A 17,671-nucleotide genomic window follows, 5' to 3' on the forward strand; every position below is an offset into this window, starting at 1 on the left:
GAGACCAATCATGAGCGGCGAGATCAGCGTTCCGCCATTTGCGTTAGGCGCACGCCTCGGGCACGTTCTGCCGCCGTACGGCGATGCGATCCGAAGATGTCAGCGAGTGTATCGAGCATTGCCCTGACCGCGTCGGATTGAAGTGAGTAGTAGATCGTCTGCGCAGCCCTTCGCGTCTGCACGAGTTCCTGTTCTCGAAGGATTGCAAGATGCTGAGAAGTCGAAGATTGGCTCAATCCCACTTCGTCAGCCAGGACGGTCACGGACATTTCTCCTTCGGTCAACAGATGCAGAATGTGAAGCCGTTTGGAATTCCCCATGGCCGACAGAAAGTTTGCTTCGTTGTCGAAAGCATCGGTTTTAGGGGAAGGCGCGACTGAAGATAGATTGTTCAAGGCGAGATCTCCTTTGGGGAACCAAAGCCGGGTACGATGTCATATCCCCGAACTTTAATTTAGAGATAACGCAAGCGTGCGAAGCCGATACCCATTGCCGGCGCCGCATCGTCTTTTTTAGCGTGAATCGGATACGGCGTGCATCAAAATGGACAGCCGGCGTCCCTCCTGGAATGGTTGAAAGCTAACGCGCCCCCGCCTGACGCATTTGTGCCGGCAACGTTTCCCAGGCCCGGATCAGTTCGCCGATCGAGGCGGCCTCCATCTTGTGCATGACGTTGCTGCGATGCAGCTTCACCGTCACTTCACTGATGCCAAGGTCGAAAGCGATCTGCTTGTTGAGACGTCCACGCGCCACTTCGTGCAGAACTTCGCGCTCGCGCTGCGTCAGCGTCTCCAAACGCTTGATATTACGCATGGCGATCGCCGCCTCCGCCCGACGTTCGCTGTCGATGGCGATGGCTGCCGTCACGGCATCAAGCAGCGTCTGGTCCCGCGCCGGCTTGGTGAGGAAATCCACGGCGCCGGCTTTCATCGCCTGGACGGTCATTGGGATATCGCCATGGCCGGTCAGGAAGATGATCGGTTTGGCAATGCCGTTTTCGGTCAGATGGCTCTGCAAGTGGAGGCCGCTTACCCCCGGCATGCGCACATCGAGGATCAGGCAGCCGGGTCTGTCCAATATATCCGCGTCCAGCAATTCGCGGGTCGAGGCAAAGCTGACCGGCTGGAAACCTGCCGACAGGATCAGCTCCGACAGCGCCTCGCGAATGGACGCGTCGTCGTCCACGATCATGACGAGCGGCTGATCCTCTTCACCTCCGCGCTGCACTGATAAAGGCGCCGATCTACGAACGAACGGCTGGTCAACTCTCATGTCACCCTCCATCTCTCGATTTGTGCAAGGCATTGGCGATGGCCGCGATCAGGGCCTGGGCATCGAATGGCTTGCGGAAGAAGCCGCCGGCGCCTTGAGCGCGGCCCTGATCCGCGATCTCGTGGCGGCCCGTGATCAGGAAAACCGGCAGCTCCGGGCGTGATTTCCTGACGAGATCACGAAGTTCGAAGCCGTCTATGCCAGGCATTCCGATGTCGGTGATGAGCAGATCCAGGTCCGACAGCCCGTTGACGAGCAGCGAGCCCGCCGACGAGAAGCTGCGGGCGACATAGCCCGCCGATTCCAGAAGGTCGCTCATCGATTCAAGGAGTCTTGGATCGTCATCGACAATTGCCACGACATGTTTTTTCTTGTTCATGTTCAATTCCCCCCCACCCGGCGCGAGTGGGTTATCGGTATTTCCAGTTTCTCCGCGATGCGCACGAGGTCGGCGAGCGATGCCGCCGCCATCTTCTGCATCACGTTTCTTCTATGGATCTGCAGCGTCACTTCGCTGATCCCCAGTTCTGCGGCCGCCTGCTTGTTGAGAAGGCCGCTGACGACGAGCGGCAGCACCTCGCGCTCGCGCGGCGTCAGGTCGAGATAGTGTTGCCTCAGCGTGTCGAGTTCGGCGCGTCCGGCTCTCTTTTCCCGATCCTGGGCGATCGCAATCTGGATCGCCGCCATGAGGTCCTCATCGCTGAACGGCTTGGTGAGGAAATCCACAGCGCCGCGCTTGATGGCGCGTACGGAGGAGGGGATGTCGCCATGTCCGGTGATAAAGACGATCGGCGGATGATCGCCGTCGGCGATCTGCCTCTGCAGGTCGAGGCCGTTGATATCGGGCAGCTCGATATCGAGGATAAGGCAGGCGGGAACATCCGGCTTGTCCGCTTGCACATAGTCACAGGCCGACTCGAAGGCGATGGCCCGTATGCCATGGGAGTCCAGCAGCTCGCCGAGAGCCTCCCGGATGCGTTCATCGTCATCAACGATGAAGACGATATGGTCATCGGTCGTCATGACGCGCCTTCGTTTCAACGGGCAATGTAAAGATCAACGTCGCTCCGTGCGGTTGGTTCTTCTCCGCCCACAATCGTCCGCCATGCAGCTCGACGATCGAGCGGCAGATCGCCAGCCCCATGCCCATGCCGTTTTCCTTCGTGCTGAAGAAAGGCTCGAACATCTTTTCGGGAAACTCGATGCCCCGCCCCAGATCGCGGATCTCGGTCTGGACGGCATTGCCGACCTGGTGCGAGCGTATCTCGACCACCCTTTCGCTTGTTGTGGCGTCCAGGGCCTCGATGCCGTTGCGGATGAGATTGATCAGAACCTGCTGGATCTGGATGCGGTCGAGCGCGATGGACGGCAAGCTGTCATCAACGTCGACGTCGATGCGGACGCGCCGCCGCCAGGCTTCATCGGCCATCAGGCTGCGCACTTCGTCGATGACGTTGGAAAGCGTCGTCTGAACCCTCCTGTCCGCGGATTGTTTGAACAGGGCGCGAATGCGGCCGACGACATCAGCCGCCGAATTGGCGTCCCGGATGATGCGCTCGACGGTTCTCTGAGCCCGCTCCATATTCGGCGGATCGGCCGTTAGCCAGCGCTGGCAGGCGTGGGAATTCGCCACGACGGCCGCCAGGGGCTGGTTCACCTCGTGCGCGATGGAGGCGGAAAGCTCGGCGAGGCTTGCTGCCTGGCTCGCCCGGGCAAGTCCTTCCTGCGTCCGGCGCAGCTCTTCCTGCGCCTGAACCTCGCCGTCGATGTCGAGACATATGACGTTCCACTGGACGATCGCGCCCTCGCCATCGCGCATCGGCGCGGCCCGCGTCTCGACCCAGCGATAATCGCCATCGAACCGCCGCAGGCGATGCCGGCGCGCATAGGATTCGCCGGTGGCGAGCGAATGGGCATATTTCTCCTTGACGTCGGCCAGGTCGTCGGGATGAACGCCGGCATCGAGCGTGCCGGCCAGCCGCGACTTGCCGGTTCCATCAAGGTCTTCGAGCTTATAACCGAGGAAATCGCGAAGCTGCGGATTGCGATAGACCGGCTCTCCGTCGGGAGCCGCGCAGTCGATCATAACAGGCAGCGTTTCGACGATCTGCCAGAGCGAACGTTCCCTCTCTCGCAGCGCCTCCTCAACGCGCAGCTGATCGTCGATATCATGCGAGAGACCGTACCACTGGACGATCCGCCCGTTTTCGTCGCGCAGCGGCTCGGCGCTGCCTTTTACCCAGCGATAGACGCCGTCGGCGCGCCGCAGGCGATATTGCTGCGAGAAGCGTTCGCCGGTAACGAGGGAATGGTTGAGCGCCTCGACGAGGCTGGCGGCATCGTCCGGGTGAACGGCCGCTTCGATGAGCGCCGCGAGCGAGTTTACACCTGGCTTTTCCATGTCGGCGATGTCGACACCCAGAAAATCGATCAAGCGCTGGTTGAAGAAGGTCGGAACGCCTTCCGGATCAAGCCGCCAGAGCAGGCTCGGGACCATGTCCACCAGTTGGGAGAGCTCGTGCTCCCGGTTGCGCAGCGCCTCCTGCGCCCGCATCTCGTCGTCGATGTCGACCGATATCACATACCATTGCACGATCGCACCGTTCTGATCCCGCAGCGGCTCGGCGCGGCCGTCGACCCAGCGATAGGCTCCGTCGAAACGGCGCATGCGGTATTTTATCGTGAAGGGATCGCCGCTGGCGAGGGAATGGTGGACCGTCTCGAGCAGCCGCGGCGCATCGTCGGGATGAACGAGCGTGTGAATGACCGACGAGAGGCGGGTTATACCCGGCCGATCCATATCGCCGACATCGACACCGAAAAAGTCGATCAGGCGCTTGTTGAAGAAGACGGGCTCGCCTGTCGGCGTCAGGCGCCTGATCTGGACCGGCACCATGTTCACGAGCTGTGAGAGTTCGCGCTCGCGATCGCGCAAGGCCTCCAGCGCCCGCACCTCGTCATCGATGTCGAGGGAAACGCCGTACCATTGCACGACCTTGCCGTCGTCGTCGCGCCGCGGCTCCACCCTGCATTCGGCCCAGCGATAGACGCCGTCTTTTTCAAGCCAGCGAAACCGCATCGCGGTGCCGCTGCCGCTTTCGAAGCATTTGCGCAGCGTGCGCTGCACGTCGGGCGCCTCATCGGGATGGATCAGCTGCTGCAGCAGCTCGTCGATGCGCGGTTCGCCGTCGGAGTCGAAATCGGCGATGACGGCGCGGAAGTGATCCTGATAGCGTTTGTTGAAGTAGATCGACCCGCCTGCCGGCTCCACGCTCCAGATGCGGACGGGAACGGCGTCGATCATTTGCTGCAACTGCTGTTCGCTCCGGCGCAGCGCCTCTTCGGCATGGACCTGATCGTCGATATCGTGGCAAAGCCCGTACCATTGGACGATGTTTCCCGCCTCATCGCGCATCGGCTCGGCGCGGCTCGACATCCAACGATAGACGCCGTCGGCGCGGCGCAGCCGATACCGCATGGCGAAATTTTCGCCCGTGACCAGGCAACGGCTGAGCGACTCTCTGAATGCCGCAGCGTCACCGGGATGAACGATGGCTTGAAGGACTGCCTCCAGCCTGCTCACATCCGGCCTATCGGAATCCGCGACGTCGATGCCGAGGAAGTCGATCATGCGTTTGTTGAAGAAAGTCGGCTCGCCGTCGGGTCTCAGGCGCCACACATGGCTCGGCACCATGTCCACCAGCTGCGACAGTTCCCGTTCGCGTTCGCTGAGCGCTTCCACGCTCTGGCGCAACGAAAGCACCGCCAGCTGATGCTGACGGGATATGGCGGCGACGATCAGCGCCGAAAACGCCGAGATGGCCAGAAACAGCTGCAGCATGACCTGGTTGTGCCGCTGAGATTCGGGATCGCCGGCGAATTGACTGGCGCCCGTTATCGTGAAGACCGCCGTGATCAGGGCGAGGAGAGCGAGCGACACCACCGCTCCCTTGAATTCGAAGCGGACTGCGGCCCAGAGAAGAGGCGGCATGATGATATAGGCGAAGGGAAGATAGCCGCTCAGCGATAGAGCGGCGACGCCCAGGAAGATCAGCGCCAGGACTGCCGCTTCCACCCATTGCCCGGTGGAAAGCTGGGTCTTGCCGCGCCAGCTGTGGAAGAGAACCAGCGCCAGCGGCGCCACGATCAGGACACCGGTGGCGTCTCCGATCCACCATAAGGGCCAGGCCGTCAGGAAGGATTGCGACTGAATGCTGAACCAGGCGAGTGTGGCGCTTCCGATGGTCGCGCTCACGGCTGGTGCAATCCCGGCGCTGATGACTACGAACGCAATCACTTCCGGCAGGGTTTCGAACCGGATAGGGGGCTTCAAAGTCCGGTTGACAAGCCAGGCGGCGACCACCGCTTCGAGGGCGTTGCCGACATAGATCAGGAAGGCCGCAGCTTGAGGACTATGGAACCACAGGACATTGCTGAACATCTCCCCCAGGCAGCCCGCCAGTATCCACCACGGCCAGCTGGGCCGGGAGGCGAGGATGAGGGTGGCGATGAAAAGGCCGCCCGGAGGCCAGATGGAAATGCCCGTTCCCGGTACAATCGCGAGCGACTGGGCGAAGCCGCAGGCGAGCACATAGGCGAGGAAGAAAAGCGCCAGATGCAGCAACGGCGGGCGGTGCGACCAGATCCTCTCCATCAACCGCTCCGGCCGGACAGGCAAAGCCGGCGGGTCGTCAGTGTTTCCTACAGCAGTTGTTTTCCATTTCGGGGCCGGCGCGCTCATAGTGGAACCGTAATCCTGGTGCACCACAACCGCAACTCATGGAAACCCATGCATTGCGCGGGTATGTAGCTGGATTTCTCGGCCGCGAACGAGGTCTTCTGTCTCTCCGATCAGCCATCCTAGACCTTGGGCTGGCTCCGCTATGCCCTGCGTCTGGGACGTTCGACCTCAAGCATGATGGAAGGCGTCCGGCGTTGCGGTCATTCTCCATCCGCGCGGGCGTGCGGACGATGCAACAGAGGAGATTGAGATGAAAATCATGGTAGCGGGAGCAAGCGGCCTCATCGGAACGCAACTGACGGCGGATCTGCGGCGCTTGGGCCACGATGTCACGGCCGCGTCTCTGTCGCTCGGCGTCGACACGGTTACGGGCAAGGGCCTAGAAACGGCGATGACGGGAGCGGACGTCGTCATCGATGTGACCAATGCCGCCTCCTTCGGCGACAATTCGGCTCTCGATTTCTTTAAGACATCGACGAAGAACCTGCTCGCGGCCGCAGCTAAAGCCGGCGTCCGCCACTATCTCGCGCTCTCCGTCGTCGGCACGCCGGAGCTCGTTGAAAGCGATTATTTTCGCGCGAAAGCGGTGCAGGAAAATCTCATTCGGGCTTCAGCTCGACCTTATACGATCCTCCGCTCGACGCAGTTCTACGAATTCATAAACGGAGTGATCGACCTAAGTGCTGAAGGCAACGGCTTGCGCCTGCCTCCGGCCTTGATGAGGCCGGTCGCGGCTCAGGACGTCGCCGCATTCCTGGCGGAGCTGGCGACCGGTGATCCCTTGAGCGATATTATCGAGATCGGCGGCCCCGAACAGTTCGGCATCGACGAAATCGCTCGGGTCTATCTCGCCGCAAACGAAGACCAGCGGCCGGTGATAACCGATCCCTCCACCTCCTATTTCGGCGTCGAACTGACCGGTGACGTATTGCTTCCGGGTCTCGGAACGCGAATGGGTAGCCTGAAGCTCTCCGACTGGCTCTATCAATCGATGGCGGCTTAGCAGCCATCTTGAATTTTGCCGAATGAAGTAATACCTTCTTCTTGGAGAGTATTACAGAGGCGCTCGTTATGACCACGACCGTTACTGCGAAAGGCCAGGTGACCATTCCGAAGCCTGTACGGGACATGCTTGGCATCGTTCCTGGCAGCCAGGTCGATTTTCATCGTGCTGCCGACGGCAGTGTGGTGCTGACGCGCGCCGACAAGAAACGGCCGGCGAGCCGCTTCGAAAAGCTGCGCGGCCATGCCGGCAAGGGCCTCGATACCGACGCTATCATGGCTCTAACGCGCGGCGAAACGTGACCTTCGTCGATACCAATGTGCTGCTGGACCTCGTGACCGATGACCCGGAATGGTCGGACTGGTCTATTGCCCAGCTCGAGACCGCGAGTATCGAGGGTCCCCTGCTCATTAATGATTTAGTCTATGCCGAACTTGCGGTTCGATACGAGACGATCGAGGCGCTGGAGGCCTTTGTGGAACAGGCTGCCCTCGAGATGGTGCCGATGCCGAAACCCGCCTTGTTTCTTGCCGGCAAGGTTTTCACGCAGTATCGCAAGGCAGGCGGTACGCGCACCGGCGTGCTTCCCGATTTCTTCATCGGCGCTCATGCCGCCGTGCAGCAGTTGCCGCTCCTGACGCGAGATGTCGGCCGCTATCGCAGCTACTTCCCCTCGTTGAAATTGATAGCGCCCGGTTCCTGAGGCGTGGCGCGCGGTATGCGAAGCATTCAAAAAACCTTCACGAAAAAGCAGCGTTGAAGTATCCGTGTCCTGCTCCAAAGTCCGGCAGCCGAGATGGGCGACATGCATCGATAAGATAGCGCTGATCGGGTCGGCCTTAGGGCTTGTTCTTTCAGACCGGATAAGATCGCACCGGCCTATGGTGATCAACGGCTAGAACTATCTGAAAGATGATGGCCAATAGCCCGGTGGAGCTTTTCGGCTATACCCCCGACACCGCGAAAAAGACGATTTTCCATGTGCATAATGATGGCATCGGCCTTGCCTGCCTGCGTCTCGGGCGAGTGATTCGCATCCGCTGTTTCATCCGTGAAACCGCCGGATTCACGCGCCGGTTTCGGGCGGCTTAACACGCGCTTTGGTTAAGCATTTGTAATTCGGTCACGAATCGCGGCATATAGTAACTGCGCAACTGAAGCGCTTTCGTTCAAAATTGCGCAGTTACGTGGGAAAGAGATCATGCAGCCGAGTCTTGCTCTTCAAGATGATCAAGAGCATCTTCCGTCGCTTCTGGCAACGGATGCGAAGGAGTTGTCCTATCAGCTTCAGCAGCATCAGGCCAAAATCTTTCCCCCGCTGTCGCAAAAGACGATCAGGACATTTTCGCCGGCGGAGGCTGCGGCCTTCATCGGCATCGGCGAAGGTTATCTCAGGCAGGTGGCGGCCGACGGCCATGGCCCTGATCCGCTGGCAAACGGGCGCAGGCTCTATAGCGCGACAGATATGGACCGCATCCGCAGGGTCCTCGATGAGCGCAATGGAACGCCGAAGTATGTGCCGACCCGCAGGTCGGGTGAAAAGCTCCAGATCGTTTCCGTGATGAATTTCAAGGGCGGCTCGGGCAAGACCACGACCGCCGCCCACTATGCGCAATTCATGGCGCTCCGCGGCTACCGTGTGCTCGCCGTCGACCTCGACCCGCAGGCTTCCTTGTCCGCGCTGTTCGGCCATCAGCCGGAGTTCGACGTCGGGGAGGGCGAAACGATCTACGGCGCGATCCGCTATGACGATCCGCGCCCGATCGCCGACATCGTGCGCGCCACCTATACGCCGAACCTGCATCTCATTCCCGGCAATCTCGAACTGATGGAATTCGAACACGAGACGCCGAAGGCCATGACGTCGGGCACGGCGGAGACGATGTTCTTCGCCCGCATCGGCGAGGTGCTGACCGATATCGAAAGCCTCTACGACGTCGTCGTTATCGACTGCCCGCCGCAGCTTGGTTTCCTGACGATGTCAGCGCTCTGCGCGGCGACCTCGGTGCTGATCACCGTCCACCCGCAGATGCTCGACGTCATGTCAATGTCGCAGTTCCTAACGATGACCAGCGAATTGATGTCGGTCGTCGAGAAGGCCGGAGGGCGCACCAGCTATGATTGGATGCGCTATCTCGTGACGCGGTTCGAACCGAACGACGGACCGCAAAGCCAGATGACCGGTTTCATGCGGGCGATCTTCGGCAATCGCATGCTCCACAACGCCATGGTGAAATCGACGGCCGTTTCCGATGCCGGCGTCACCAAGCAGACACTCTACGAAGTCGAACGCTCGCAGTTCACACGCGGAACCTACGATCGGGCGCTGGAGTCGCTGAACCTCGTGAATGGTGAGATCGAAGCGCATATTCGCTCCACCTGGGGAAGGAGATAGGATGGCGCGCAAGAATCTCATCGAATTTTCCGCACCGAGCCCGGCAAGGGTGGAAGCGATCGCGCCACGCGACAATCGTCCGATTGCCGGCTTCGTGCCGCAGGAGCGCAGTGGCGGGCCGGTCGGCGGCATCACCAAGACGCTCGGCAACATCACCGAAAAGATGGAGCGCGCCAGCGAGCTGGAACGGCAGCTTGCTGCCGGCCAGATGATCGTCGAGCTCGATCCCGGACTGATCGACGCTTCCTTCGTCAGCGATCGTCTGGCGATCGATGCGGCTGAACTCGCCGAGCTGGTCGAGCAGATCCGCGAGCATGGGCAGCAAGTCCCGATTCTCGTGCGTCCGCATCCGGAAGCCAAAGGCCGCTATCAGGTCGCTTATGGCCATCGCCGCCTGGCGGCTACCAGAGAGATCGGCATCAGGGTGCGCGCGGTCGTCCGCGACTTGACCGATGGTCAGCTTGTCGTCAGCCAGGGGCAGGAAAACAGCGCGCGGACCAATCTCTCCTATATCGAGCGCGCCCTCTTCGCGTCGCGGCTCGAGGAACGCGGCTTTGCCCGCGACGTCATCATGGCGGCGCTGAGCGTTGACAAGGCGGCGCTGTCGAGGATGCTGATCGTGATACGGCAGGTGCCCTTGGCGCTCATCAACGCTATCGGCGCTGCGCCTGATATTGGCCGCCGACGCTGGCTGGAACTCGGCGAACGGCTGGAAAATGCCGAGGTCGACAAGATCATCGCGGAGTTGTCCGCGGACGACGCGCGCAGGATTTCGAGCGACGAGCGGTTTCACCGGGCATTTGTTCTGGCAACGAAGAAGGCTGCGGCGCCGAAGCCGACAGCGGTCAAATCCGCGGTCAGCGGCGTGCCGGTGATCGTCAAGAAAACAGCGTCCGGCGCAACTTTCGTCTTCGACGGCAAGACCGCGCCCGGTTTCGATCAATTTGTCCAGGAGCGGCTGGAGAGCCTGTTCCAGGAGTTCAAAAAGCACAGAGGAGCGTAGCGCGCAAAAGAAAAAGGCCCCCAACGACGCCGTCGCGGAAGCCCTTCTCAGATCTTAAGCACATCGAGAATCGCATTTCCACGAATCACAGTCAAGCGTTCTTAGGCACCAAAGTGGTGGACTGTTTTCTTTTGCCTGAACGAAGGTGAAGGCAATGGAGAGTGGATATGTGACGACGCCCTTCGGGCGGCGGCCGATGTCGCTTGGCATGCTGGCAAGCCAGCAACTGGCCGAGACCATCGAGCCGGGAATGAAACGCAGTAAATGGAAGCTGTTCAGGGCGATCTGCGAAGCGCGCCCGGCGCTCGGCGTGACCGACCGCGCGTTGACGGTGCTCGATGCGCTTCTGACCTTCTACCCCAATGACGAAATTTCCGAGGAAAACGGCCTGATCGTCTTTCCGTCGAATGCGCAGCTATCGCTCCGCGCCCGGGGAATGACGCCGGCGACGCTCCGGCGGCATCTTGCCGTACTGGTCGAGGCCGGCCTGATCCTGCGCAAGGACAGCCCGAACGGAAAGCGCTATGCGCGCCGCGACAGGGCAGGGGAGATCGGTGAGGCCTACGGCTTCAGCGTCGCGCCACTGCTCGCACGCGCGGTCGAAATCGAGAACCTGGCCGCCGAGGTGGTTGCGGACCGAGAACTTATCCGGGCGACCAGGGAACGTCTCACCCTGTGCCGGAGGGATATCTCCAAGCTGATCGCAGCAGCGCTCGATGAAGCTGTGCCCGGCGACTGGGTGCAGATGTCGGTGATGTTTCGCGATCTCGTCCGCAGGATTCCGCGCGTGGCGGTCCCCGAGGAACTGGCTTCACTGCTCGACGAGATGGGCCTGCTGCGTGACGAAGCCGTCAACCTCCTGGAAAGACATCTAAAATTACAAAAAATAGACGCCAATGAGTCTCAAATTGAGCGCCACAAACAGAATTCAAACCCCGACTCCACATCTGAACTTGAACCAAGCTTCGAAACGAAGCAGGGCGCGAAGCCGGCGGCCGATAAGGATCCGGTTGCCGGGCCGCCGGACGAGCAAAGATTGAAACATCCGGCAGCGGCCAGCGGAATGAACGGCAGGAGATCCAGCGCGGCTGAACCGGCGGCGGGACACGCGCTGAAATCCTTCCCGCTTGGTCTGGTTCTTCAGGCCTGCCCGCAAATTCTCGATTATGGGCCGGCCGGAACGATCGGCAATTGGCGCGAGTTGATGTCGGCTGCGGTCGTCGTCCGCTCGATGCTCGGCGTCAGCCCCTCCGCCTATGAGGAAGCCTGCGCCGGCATGGGGCCGGAGAATGCCGCGACCGTGATCGCCTGCATTCTCGAAAGGGGCGGACACATCAATTCGCCGGGCGGTTATCTCCGCGATCTCACCCGAAGAACCGAACGAGGCGAATTTGCGATCGGCCCGATGCTGATGGCGCTGGTGCGGGCAAATGGTGGAGTGCGGCGCGATGCCAGCTGATGGATTTCGGCTGCCGCGCAGTCGTGTATCGAGTGATTGCTCTCGTCAGCGCGGCGGCGCCGTGCTTTCCCGCAGGATCAGCTCGACCGGCCATAATTCGTGGATCTCGTCTGCGGGGCGGCCGGCGATAAGCTGTAGCGTCAGCTCGGCGCAACGGGTGCCCGCAGCACGCATGGAGGATCGCGTGGTCGAGAGCGACGGAACCATGTTCTCGGCGGTCAGATAAGGAAAGACGTCGTCATGAGCGATGACGGAGACATCCTGTCCCACCGTCTTCCCAAGCGAACGGACAGCGCGGTAGACACCGAGCGCCGTCATGGTGGAACCGGCAACGATGGCAGTTGGTGCGTTCGCACTCTCCAGAAAAGAGCGGGCATGGCGAAAGCCGCTCTCGTCGGAGAATTTGTCGTAGACCATTAGGTTGGGATCGGCGGTGAGCCCACGCTCCTGATGGGCTCTGCGAAAACCCTGTTCGCGATGGATCGAATAGGTCTTGCCACGCAGGCCATTGATCATCGCAATGCTGCGGTGCCCGAGATCGAGCAGGTGCTCGGTGACCCGGCGCACGGCACCTTCATTATCGATATCGAGCCAAGCATGAACGTGCTCGGTCTCCGAGCGGCCGTGGACCAGGAAAGGCACGCGTAAGCCGTTCAGCATCTCGATCCGTGGGTCCCTGGGACGGGGCGAATGAATGATCACGGCATCCACCCGGCGGCTTTCGACCAGGCGCCGGTAGGCCTGGATCTCGTCGTCGTCATTATGCGCGGTAATAGGTGTGATGAGAATATCCGTATCGGCCGTTTCCAGGCGCTGCGCCATCCCCGACACGAATTCAGCGAAATGGATTTCTCCCGAACGCCCCATCATAACGCCGATCGCTCCGGCTCGCCCGGTCTTCAGGCGCACGGCATTGACGTCCGGGCGATAGCCAAGGCGCATTGCTTCGCTCGCAACCCGGGCGCGCGTGGCTTCGCTCACCTCCGGATAGCCGCTGAGTGCACGGCTGACTGTCGTCGGAGAAAGACCAAGCTGCTTTGCAAATTCACGAAGTTTCATCGGTGTCTTCTTTGTCCGGGAAATCAATGGACGATGCGTAGATGATGCGCAACGGGCAAGTGCCGATTCAGTTTAAATTGAAAACGATTTCAATCATGTCACGGTGAAATGTCGGCTACCGATGCCGAATTTACCTCTTTAACCGCGCAGGACGGTCATTATTATCATACAAATACAACCGAAAGAAGCTGGTTTCGGTCTCTTGACCTCACCGGCGCCTTCTGCAATGGTCCATACGCCAAATCGATTTCAATTTCTGGGAGGAGATTATGAAGAAGTTTGCTCTGGCCTTGTCCGCGCTTAGCCTCGCTATCGCCGCCGGCCCCATCCATGCCGCTGAAATTTCGTTTGCCGCAAACACCACGGGGAAAAACGTCGAATTCCTGAACAAGCAGCTCGCAATTTTTGAAAAGGAGACTGGCAATCAGGTCAAGCTCGTCACCATGCCGTCATCGAGCAGCGAGCAGTTCTCGCAATATCGCTTGTGGCTTGCCGCAGGAAACAAGGACATCGACGTCTATCAGACCGATGTCATCTGGGCGCCGCAGCTTGCCGACCAGTTCATTGATCTCAAGGAGGCCACCAAAGACGTGGCCGGCCAGTTCTTCCCTTCGATCATCGCCTCGCAGACCGTCAATGGCCGGCTCGTGGCACTGCCGTTGTTTACCGATGCTCCGGCGCTGTTTTATCGAAAGGACCTGCTCGAGAAATATGACAAGCAGCCGCCGAAGACCTGGGACGAGATGGCCGCAACCGCCAAGGAGATCCAGCATAAGGAACGTCAGGCCGGACAGAAGGATGTCTGGGGCTATGTCTTTCAAGGCAATTCCTACGAGGGGCTGACCTGCAACGCGCTGGAATGGGTGAAGTCGTCGGGCGGCGGCCAGATCGTCGAGCCGGATGGGACGATCTCGATCAACAACGAGAAGGCGGCATCGGCGCTCGAACGCGCCAAGGGCTGGATCGGCACGATCTCGCCGCCCGGCGTGCTCGCCTATCAGGAAGAGGAATCGCGTGGCGTCTGGCAGACCGGAAATGCCGTCTTCATGCGCAACTGGCCTTATGCCTACTCCCTCGGCAACGGGGCGGACAGCGCCGTAAAGGGCAAGTTCGACGTGATGACGCTGCCGGTCGCGGCCGCCGGCGACAAGCCATCTTCGACGCTCGGCGGCTGGAACCTGGCGGTATCGAAATATTCCGAGAAACAGGACGCAGCCATCGCGCTCGTCAAATTCCTGGCGTCGAAGGACGTTCAAAAGGCTCGCGCCATCGAGCTGTCCAATCTGCCGACACTGACCGACCTTTATGACGACAAGGATGTCGCCGCCGCGCAGCCCTTCATGCCGAACTGGAAACCCATTTTCCAGAACGCGGTGCCGCGCCCTTCGGCGACAGCCAAGGTGAAGTACAACGAAGTGTCCTCGAAGTTCTGGACGGCGGTGCACAATACGCTGTCCGGCAGCGGTTCCGCTGCCGAGAACCTCGAACTCCTCGAAGCCGACCTGACGACCCTCAAGGGCGATGCCTGGTGAGTATCGGGACCGGCGGCCGAGAGGTCGTCGGTCCATCCTCCGGATTGGGCTTAACAGGGATAGGCTTTCATGACCGAAATCGCAGTTCCACAAGCAGTTGAACCAAGGGTTTCCCGTCTCAGGGCCTCCACGGAGTTGCGATCCGAGCGCATCCGATCGGCCTGGGTGTTCCTGGCGCCGACCCTGTTGATCCTGGCAATCGTCGCCGGCTGGCCGCTCTTCAGAACGATTTATTTCAGCTTTACCAATGCGTCACTCAACGACCTTGGCAATGCGCAATTCGTCGGCTTCGCCAATTATCTGTCGTGGGTGACACTGAAGAGCGGAAAGACCGTCTATCGCGGGCTGCTCGCCGATCCTGTCTGGTGGAATGCCGTCTGGAACACGGCCAAATTCACTCTCCTTTCGGTCGCGATCGAAACCATGCTCGGCTTGATCGTCGCGCTGGTGCTGAACGCGCAGTTCGTCGGGCGGGGAATCGTTCGGGCCGCAATCCTCATCCCTTGGGCGATCCCGACCATCGTATCGGCCAAGATGTGGGCCTGGATGCTCAACGACCAGTTCGGCATTCTCAACGATGTTCTGCTCGGCTTGGGCCTGATCAGCGAGAAGATCGCCTGGACCGCCAATCCGGAAACGGCGATGATCGCCGTGCTGATCGTCGACGTCTGGAAGACGACACCCTTCATGGCGCTTCTGATCCTTGCCGGGCTGCAGATGGTTCCGGGAGACATCTACGAAGCGGCCAAGATTGATGGCGTCAATCCGATCAAGGTCTTCTGGCGCCTCACGCTGCCGCTGATCCGGCCTGCCATCATGGTTGCCGTGATCTTCCGGATGCTGGATGCGATGCGCATCTTCGATCTGATCTATGTACTGACGCCCAACAATGCGCAGACGAAGACCATGTCGGTCATGGCGCGCGAGAACCTGTTCGACTTCGACAAGTTCGCCTATGGCGCTACCGCGTCGACGGTGCTCTTCCTCATCATCGCTTCCGTCACCATCCTTTATATCTGGCTAGGCCGCGTCAGGCTCGGCGGGGAGGAACGCTGATGCTGCTTTCGCTCGCCAAGAATACGCTCTTCTACCTGCTCGTCACGATCATCGTCATCATTGCGGTATTCCCGTTCTACTATGCGATCCTCACGAGCCTGAAGACTGGGACGGCCCTTTTCAAAGTCGACTACTGGCCGACCTCGATCTCTTTCCGCAACTATGCTTCCGTGATGGGCCAGGGCGGCTTCGTCCGCAGCCTTGCGAATTCCGCGATGATCGCCTGCGTCGTGGTCTCAGCTTCGCTGTTGCTTTCGATTACCGCTTCGTTCGCTTTGGCCCGGGTGCACTTCCGCGGACGGGCATTGTTGATGCTGACCATCCTCTCGGTCTCGATGTTTCCGCAGATTGCGGTGCTTGCGGGACTGTTCGAACTCATTCGCTGGATCGGCATCTTCAACACGCCCCTCGCGCTGATCTTTTCCTACATGATCTTCACGCTGCCGTTCACGGTTTGGGTGCTCACGACCTTCATGCGGGAGTTGCCGATCGAGATCGAGGAGGCGGCGATCGTCGACGGCGCCTCGCCATGGGTCATTGTCACCCAGGTGTTCATGCCGCTGATGTGGCCGGCGCTGGTGACGACCGGGCTGCTCGCCTTCATCACCGCCTGGAACGAGTTTCTTTTCGCGTTGACGTTCACATCCTCCGATACGCAGCGAACTGTCCCAGTCGCCATCGCCCTGTTGTCGGGCAACAGCGAATTCGAAATCCCCTGGGGCAACATCATGGCGGCTTCGGTGATCGTCACCGTGCCGGTTGTCGTGCTTGTTTTGATATTCCAGCGCCGGATCATCTCAGGGCTGACCGCCGGCGGCGTGAAGGGTTGAAGGAGTAGGACATGGCAGAAATCCGACTGGAAAATATCCGCAAGAGCTTCGGCGCTTTCGAGGTGATCAAGGGCGTGACAATGGACATCCGCAGGGGCGAGTTCATGGTTTTCGTCGGGCCGTCGGGATGCGGCAAGTCCACGCTGCTGCGGCTGATCTCCGGGCTCGAGGACATCACCTCGGGGACCCTCTCCTTCGACAACGAGACCGTGAACCGGCACGCGCCCTCCAAGCGAGGGATCGCCATGGTGTTCCAGTCCTACGCGCTCTACCCGCATATGACGGTGTTCGACAACATGGCTTTCGGCATGAAACTTTCCGGGAGCAACAGAGACGAATGCCGCCAACGCGTCGAACAGGCCGCCGGCATGCTGCAGCTCTCATCCTACCTGGACCGCCTGCCGCGACAGCTTTCCGGCGGACAGCGTCAGCGCGTCGCCATCGGCCGCGCGATCGTACGCGATCCCAAGGTCTTTCTTTTCGACGAGCCACTGTCCAATCTCGATGCGGCGCTTCGCGTCGCGACGCGGCTTGAGATCGCCAAGCTTCATCGCAGCATGCACGGCACGACGATGATCTATGTGACGCATGATCAAGTCGAGGCCATGACGCTGGCCGACAGGATCTGCGTGTTGAGGGACGGCGTCGTCGAGCAGATCGGCACGCCGCTGGAGCTTTACGAAAGCCCGAACTCGGTCTTCGTCGCCGGTTTCATCGGTTCCCCAAAAATGAACTTTCTGTCTGGCGGGCTGGCACAGCCCTATGACAGCCATACGATCGGTGTACGTGCGGAGCATGTTTGCATCACAGCCGAGTCGCCGGTTTGGAGCGGCACGGTCATCCATTCGGAAATCCTCGGTTCCGATAGCTTCGTTTACCTGGATATCGGGGCCGATGAGCCGCTTGTCGTGCGGGAAGCCGGTGTCTCCCGTCATGAGCCGGGCCAGATACTTGGCCTGGCGCCACTTGCCGGCCACATCCACCGTTTCGACCGGTCCGGCCGGGCGCTCGAACGTGAATCCATGCGGGCTGCCTGATCTTCCAGGCCTCCCAGGCTCGATCCGCTTCCAATATAAGGAGAAAACGACATGACCATACGCACCGTTGTGTGGGGAGAGAATATTCACGAGAATACCAATGCGATCGTCCGGGGCCTCTATCCCGAGGGCATGCATACGACGATCGCCAATGCGCTGAATAGCGATCCCGGCATCTCGGCGACGACGGCGACGCTGCAGGAGCCGGAACATGGGCTGAGCGAGGCCCGTCTTGCCCAAACCGATGTGCTGACCTGGTGGGGCCACAAGGATCACGGCGCGGT

General features: G+C 60.4%; 17 protein-coding genes and 1 pseudogene. 12 read left to right on the top strand and 6 right to left on the bottom strand.

Annotated elements, in window-relative coordinates; all coding sequences use genetic code 11:
- Nucleotides 1-23 precede the first annotated feature (23 nt).
- The 5 genes from GA0061105_RS25595 to GA0061105_RS25615 all read right to left on the bottom strand — a co-directional run bounded on the left by GA0061105_RS25595 (nt 24) and on the right by GA0061105_RS25615 (nt 5,926).
- On the bottom strand, nt 24-395 hold the full coding sequence (locus GA0061105_RS25595; protein ID WP_064693025.1) for an ArsR/SmtB family transcription factor: 372 nt from the start codon (nt 393-395) through the stop codon (nt 24-26).
- A gap of 184 nt (nt 396-579) precedes the next feature.
- On the bottom strand, nt 580-1,272 hold the full coding sequence (locus GA0061105_RS25600) for a response regulator transcription factor (protein ID WP_092753740.1): 693 nt from the start codon (nt 1,270-1,272) through the stop codon (nt 580-582).
- A gap of 1 nt (nt 1,273) precedes the next feature.
- Nucleotides 1,274-1,651 carry a response regulator gene (locus GA0061105_RS25605; protein WP_092753742.1) on the bottom strand — a complete coding sequence of 126 codons (378 nt, stop codon included), beginning with the start codon at nt 1,649-1,651 and terminating at the stop codon, nt 1,274-1,276.
- A gap of 2 nt (nt 1,652-1,653) precedes the next feature.
- On the bottom strand, nt 1,654-2,295 hold the full coding sequence (locus GA0061105_RS25610; protein ID WP_092753744.1) for a response regulator transcription factor: 642 nt from the start codon (nt 2,293-2,295) through the stop codon (nt 1,654-1,656).
- A complete protein-coding gene (locus GA0061105_RS25615; RefSeq protein WP_092753746.1) occupies nt 2,282-5,926 on the bottom strand; it encodes a PAS domain-containing protein in 3,645 nt (1,214 codons plus the stop codon). The genes GA0061105_RS25610 and GA0061105_RS25615 overlap by 14 nt, the downstream gene beginning before the upstream one ends.
- Before the next feature lie 337 nt (nt 5,927-6,263).
- Here GA0061105_RS25615 and GA0061105_RS25620 point away from each other — a divergent pair, with 337 nt between their 5' ends.
- The 7 genes from GA0061105_RS25620 (at nt 6,264) to repC (ending at nt 11,873) form a co-directional block, all read left to right on the top strand.
- Complete coding sequence (locus GA0061105_RS25620; protein ID WP_092753748.1) at nt 6,264-7,016, top strand: SDR family oxidoreductase; 753 nt, start codon at nt 6,264-6,266, stop codon at nt 7,014-7,016.
- Nucleotides 7,017-7,084: 68 nt separating this feature from the next.
- Nucleotides 7,085-7,318: an AbrB/MazE/SpoVT family DNA-binding domain-containing protein gene (locus GA0061105_RS25625; protein WP_064693019.1), complete on the top strand. Its 234-nt coding sequence runs from the start codon at nt 7,085-7,087 to the stop codon at nt 7,316-7,318.
- Nucleotides 7,315-7,719: a type II toxin-antitoxin system VapC family toxin gene (locus GA0061105_RS25630; protein ID WP_092753750.1), complete on the top strand. Its 405-nt coding sequence runs from the start codon at nt 7,315-7,317 to the stop codon at nt 7,717-7,719. The genes GA0061105_RS25625 and GA0061105_RS25630 overlap by 4 nt, the downstream gene beginning before the upstream one ends.
- A 209-nt stretch (nt 7,720-7,928) precedes the next feature.
- Complete coding sequence (locus GA0061105_RS32970) at nt 7,929-8,108, top strand: hypothetical protein (RefSeq protein ID WP_208601704.1); 180 nt, start codon at nt 7,929-7,931, stop codon at nt 8,106-8,108.
- A 109-nt stretch (nt 8,109-8,217) separates the two neighbouring features.
- Nucleotides 8,218-9,411 carry a plasmid partitioning protein RepA gene (repA, locus tag GA0061105_RS25635; RefSeq protein ID WP_064693017.1) on the top strand — a complete coding sequence of 398 codons (1,194 nt, stop codon included), beginning with the start codon at nt 8,218-8,220 and terminating at the stop codon, nt 9,409-9,411.
- A 1-nt stretch (nt 9,412) separates the two neighbouring features.
- On the top strand, nt 9,413-10,414 hold the full coding sequence (gene repB, locus GA0061105_RS25640; RefSeq protein ID WP_092753752.1) for a plasmid partitioning protein RepB: 1,002 nt from the start codon (nt 9,413-9,415) through the stop codon (nt 10,412-10,414).
- A 154-nt stretch (nt 10,415-10,568) separates the two neighbouring features.
- Nucleotides 10,569-11,873: a plasmid replication protein RepC gene (repC, locus tag GA0061105_RS25645; RefSeq protein WP_092753754.1), complete on the top strand. Its 1,305-nt coding sequence runs from the start codon at nt 10,569-10,571 to the stop codon at nt 11,871-11,873.
- 45 nt (nt 11,874-11,918) lie between these two features.
- On the opposite strand, the gene GA0061105_RS25650 is transcribed toward repC, so the two are convergent.
- Nucleotides 11,919-12,932, bottom strand: a complete 1,014-nt coding sequence (locus GA0061105_RS25650) for a substrate-binding domain-containing protein (protein WP_064693014.1) — start codon at nt 12,930-12,932, stop codon at nt 11,919-11,921.
- A 269-nt stretch (nt 12,933-13,201) separates the two neighbouring features.
- On the opposite strand from GA0061105_RS25650, the gene GA0061105_RS25655 reads away from it, so the two are divergent.
- The 5 genes and pseudogenes from GA0061105_RS25655 to GA0061105_RS25675 all read left to right on the top strand — a co-directional run.
- On the top strand, nt 13,202-14,464 hold the full coding sequence (locus GA0061105_RS25655) for an ABC transporter substrate-binding protein (RefSeq protein ID WP_092753756.1): 1,263 nt from the start codon (nt 13,202-13,204) through the stop codon (nt 14,462-14,464).
- Between the two features lie 69 nt (nt 14,465-14,533).
- Nucleotides 14,534-15,520 carry a carbohydrate ABC transporter permease gene (locus tag GA0061105_RS25660; protein ID WP_092753758.1) on the top strand — a complete coding sequence of 329 codons (987 nt, stop codon included), beginning with the start codon at nt 14,534-14,536 and terminating at the stop codon, nt 15,518-15,520.
- Nucleotides 15,520-16,350, top strand: coding sequence for a carbohydrate ABC transporter permease (locus GA0061105_RS25665; protein WP_092753760.1), 831 nt, complete (start codon nt 15,520-15,522; stop codon nt 16,348-16,350). Before GA0061105_RS25660 ends, GA0061105_RS25665 begins: the two co-directional genes overlap by 1 nt.
- Before the next feature lie 11 nt (nt 16,351-16,361).
- A complete protein-coding gene (locus GA0061105_RS25670; protein ID WP_064693011.1) occupies nt 16,362-17,387 on the top strand; it encodes an ABC transporter ATP-binding protein in 1,026 nt (341 codons plus the stop codon).
- A 51-nt stretch (nt 17,388-17,438) separates the two neighbouring features.
- A pseudogene (locus tag GA0061105_RS25675) lies at nt 17,439-17,671 on the top strand (ThuA domain-containing protein); the annotation flags it as partial.

Origin of the sequence: Rhizobium aethiopicum, from assembly GCF_900094625.1 — a bacterium.
Classification (GTDB): domain Bacteria; phylum Pseudomonadota; class Alphaproteobacteria; order Rhizobiales; family Rhizobiaceae; genus Rhizobium; species Rhizobium aethiopicum.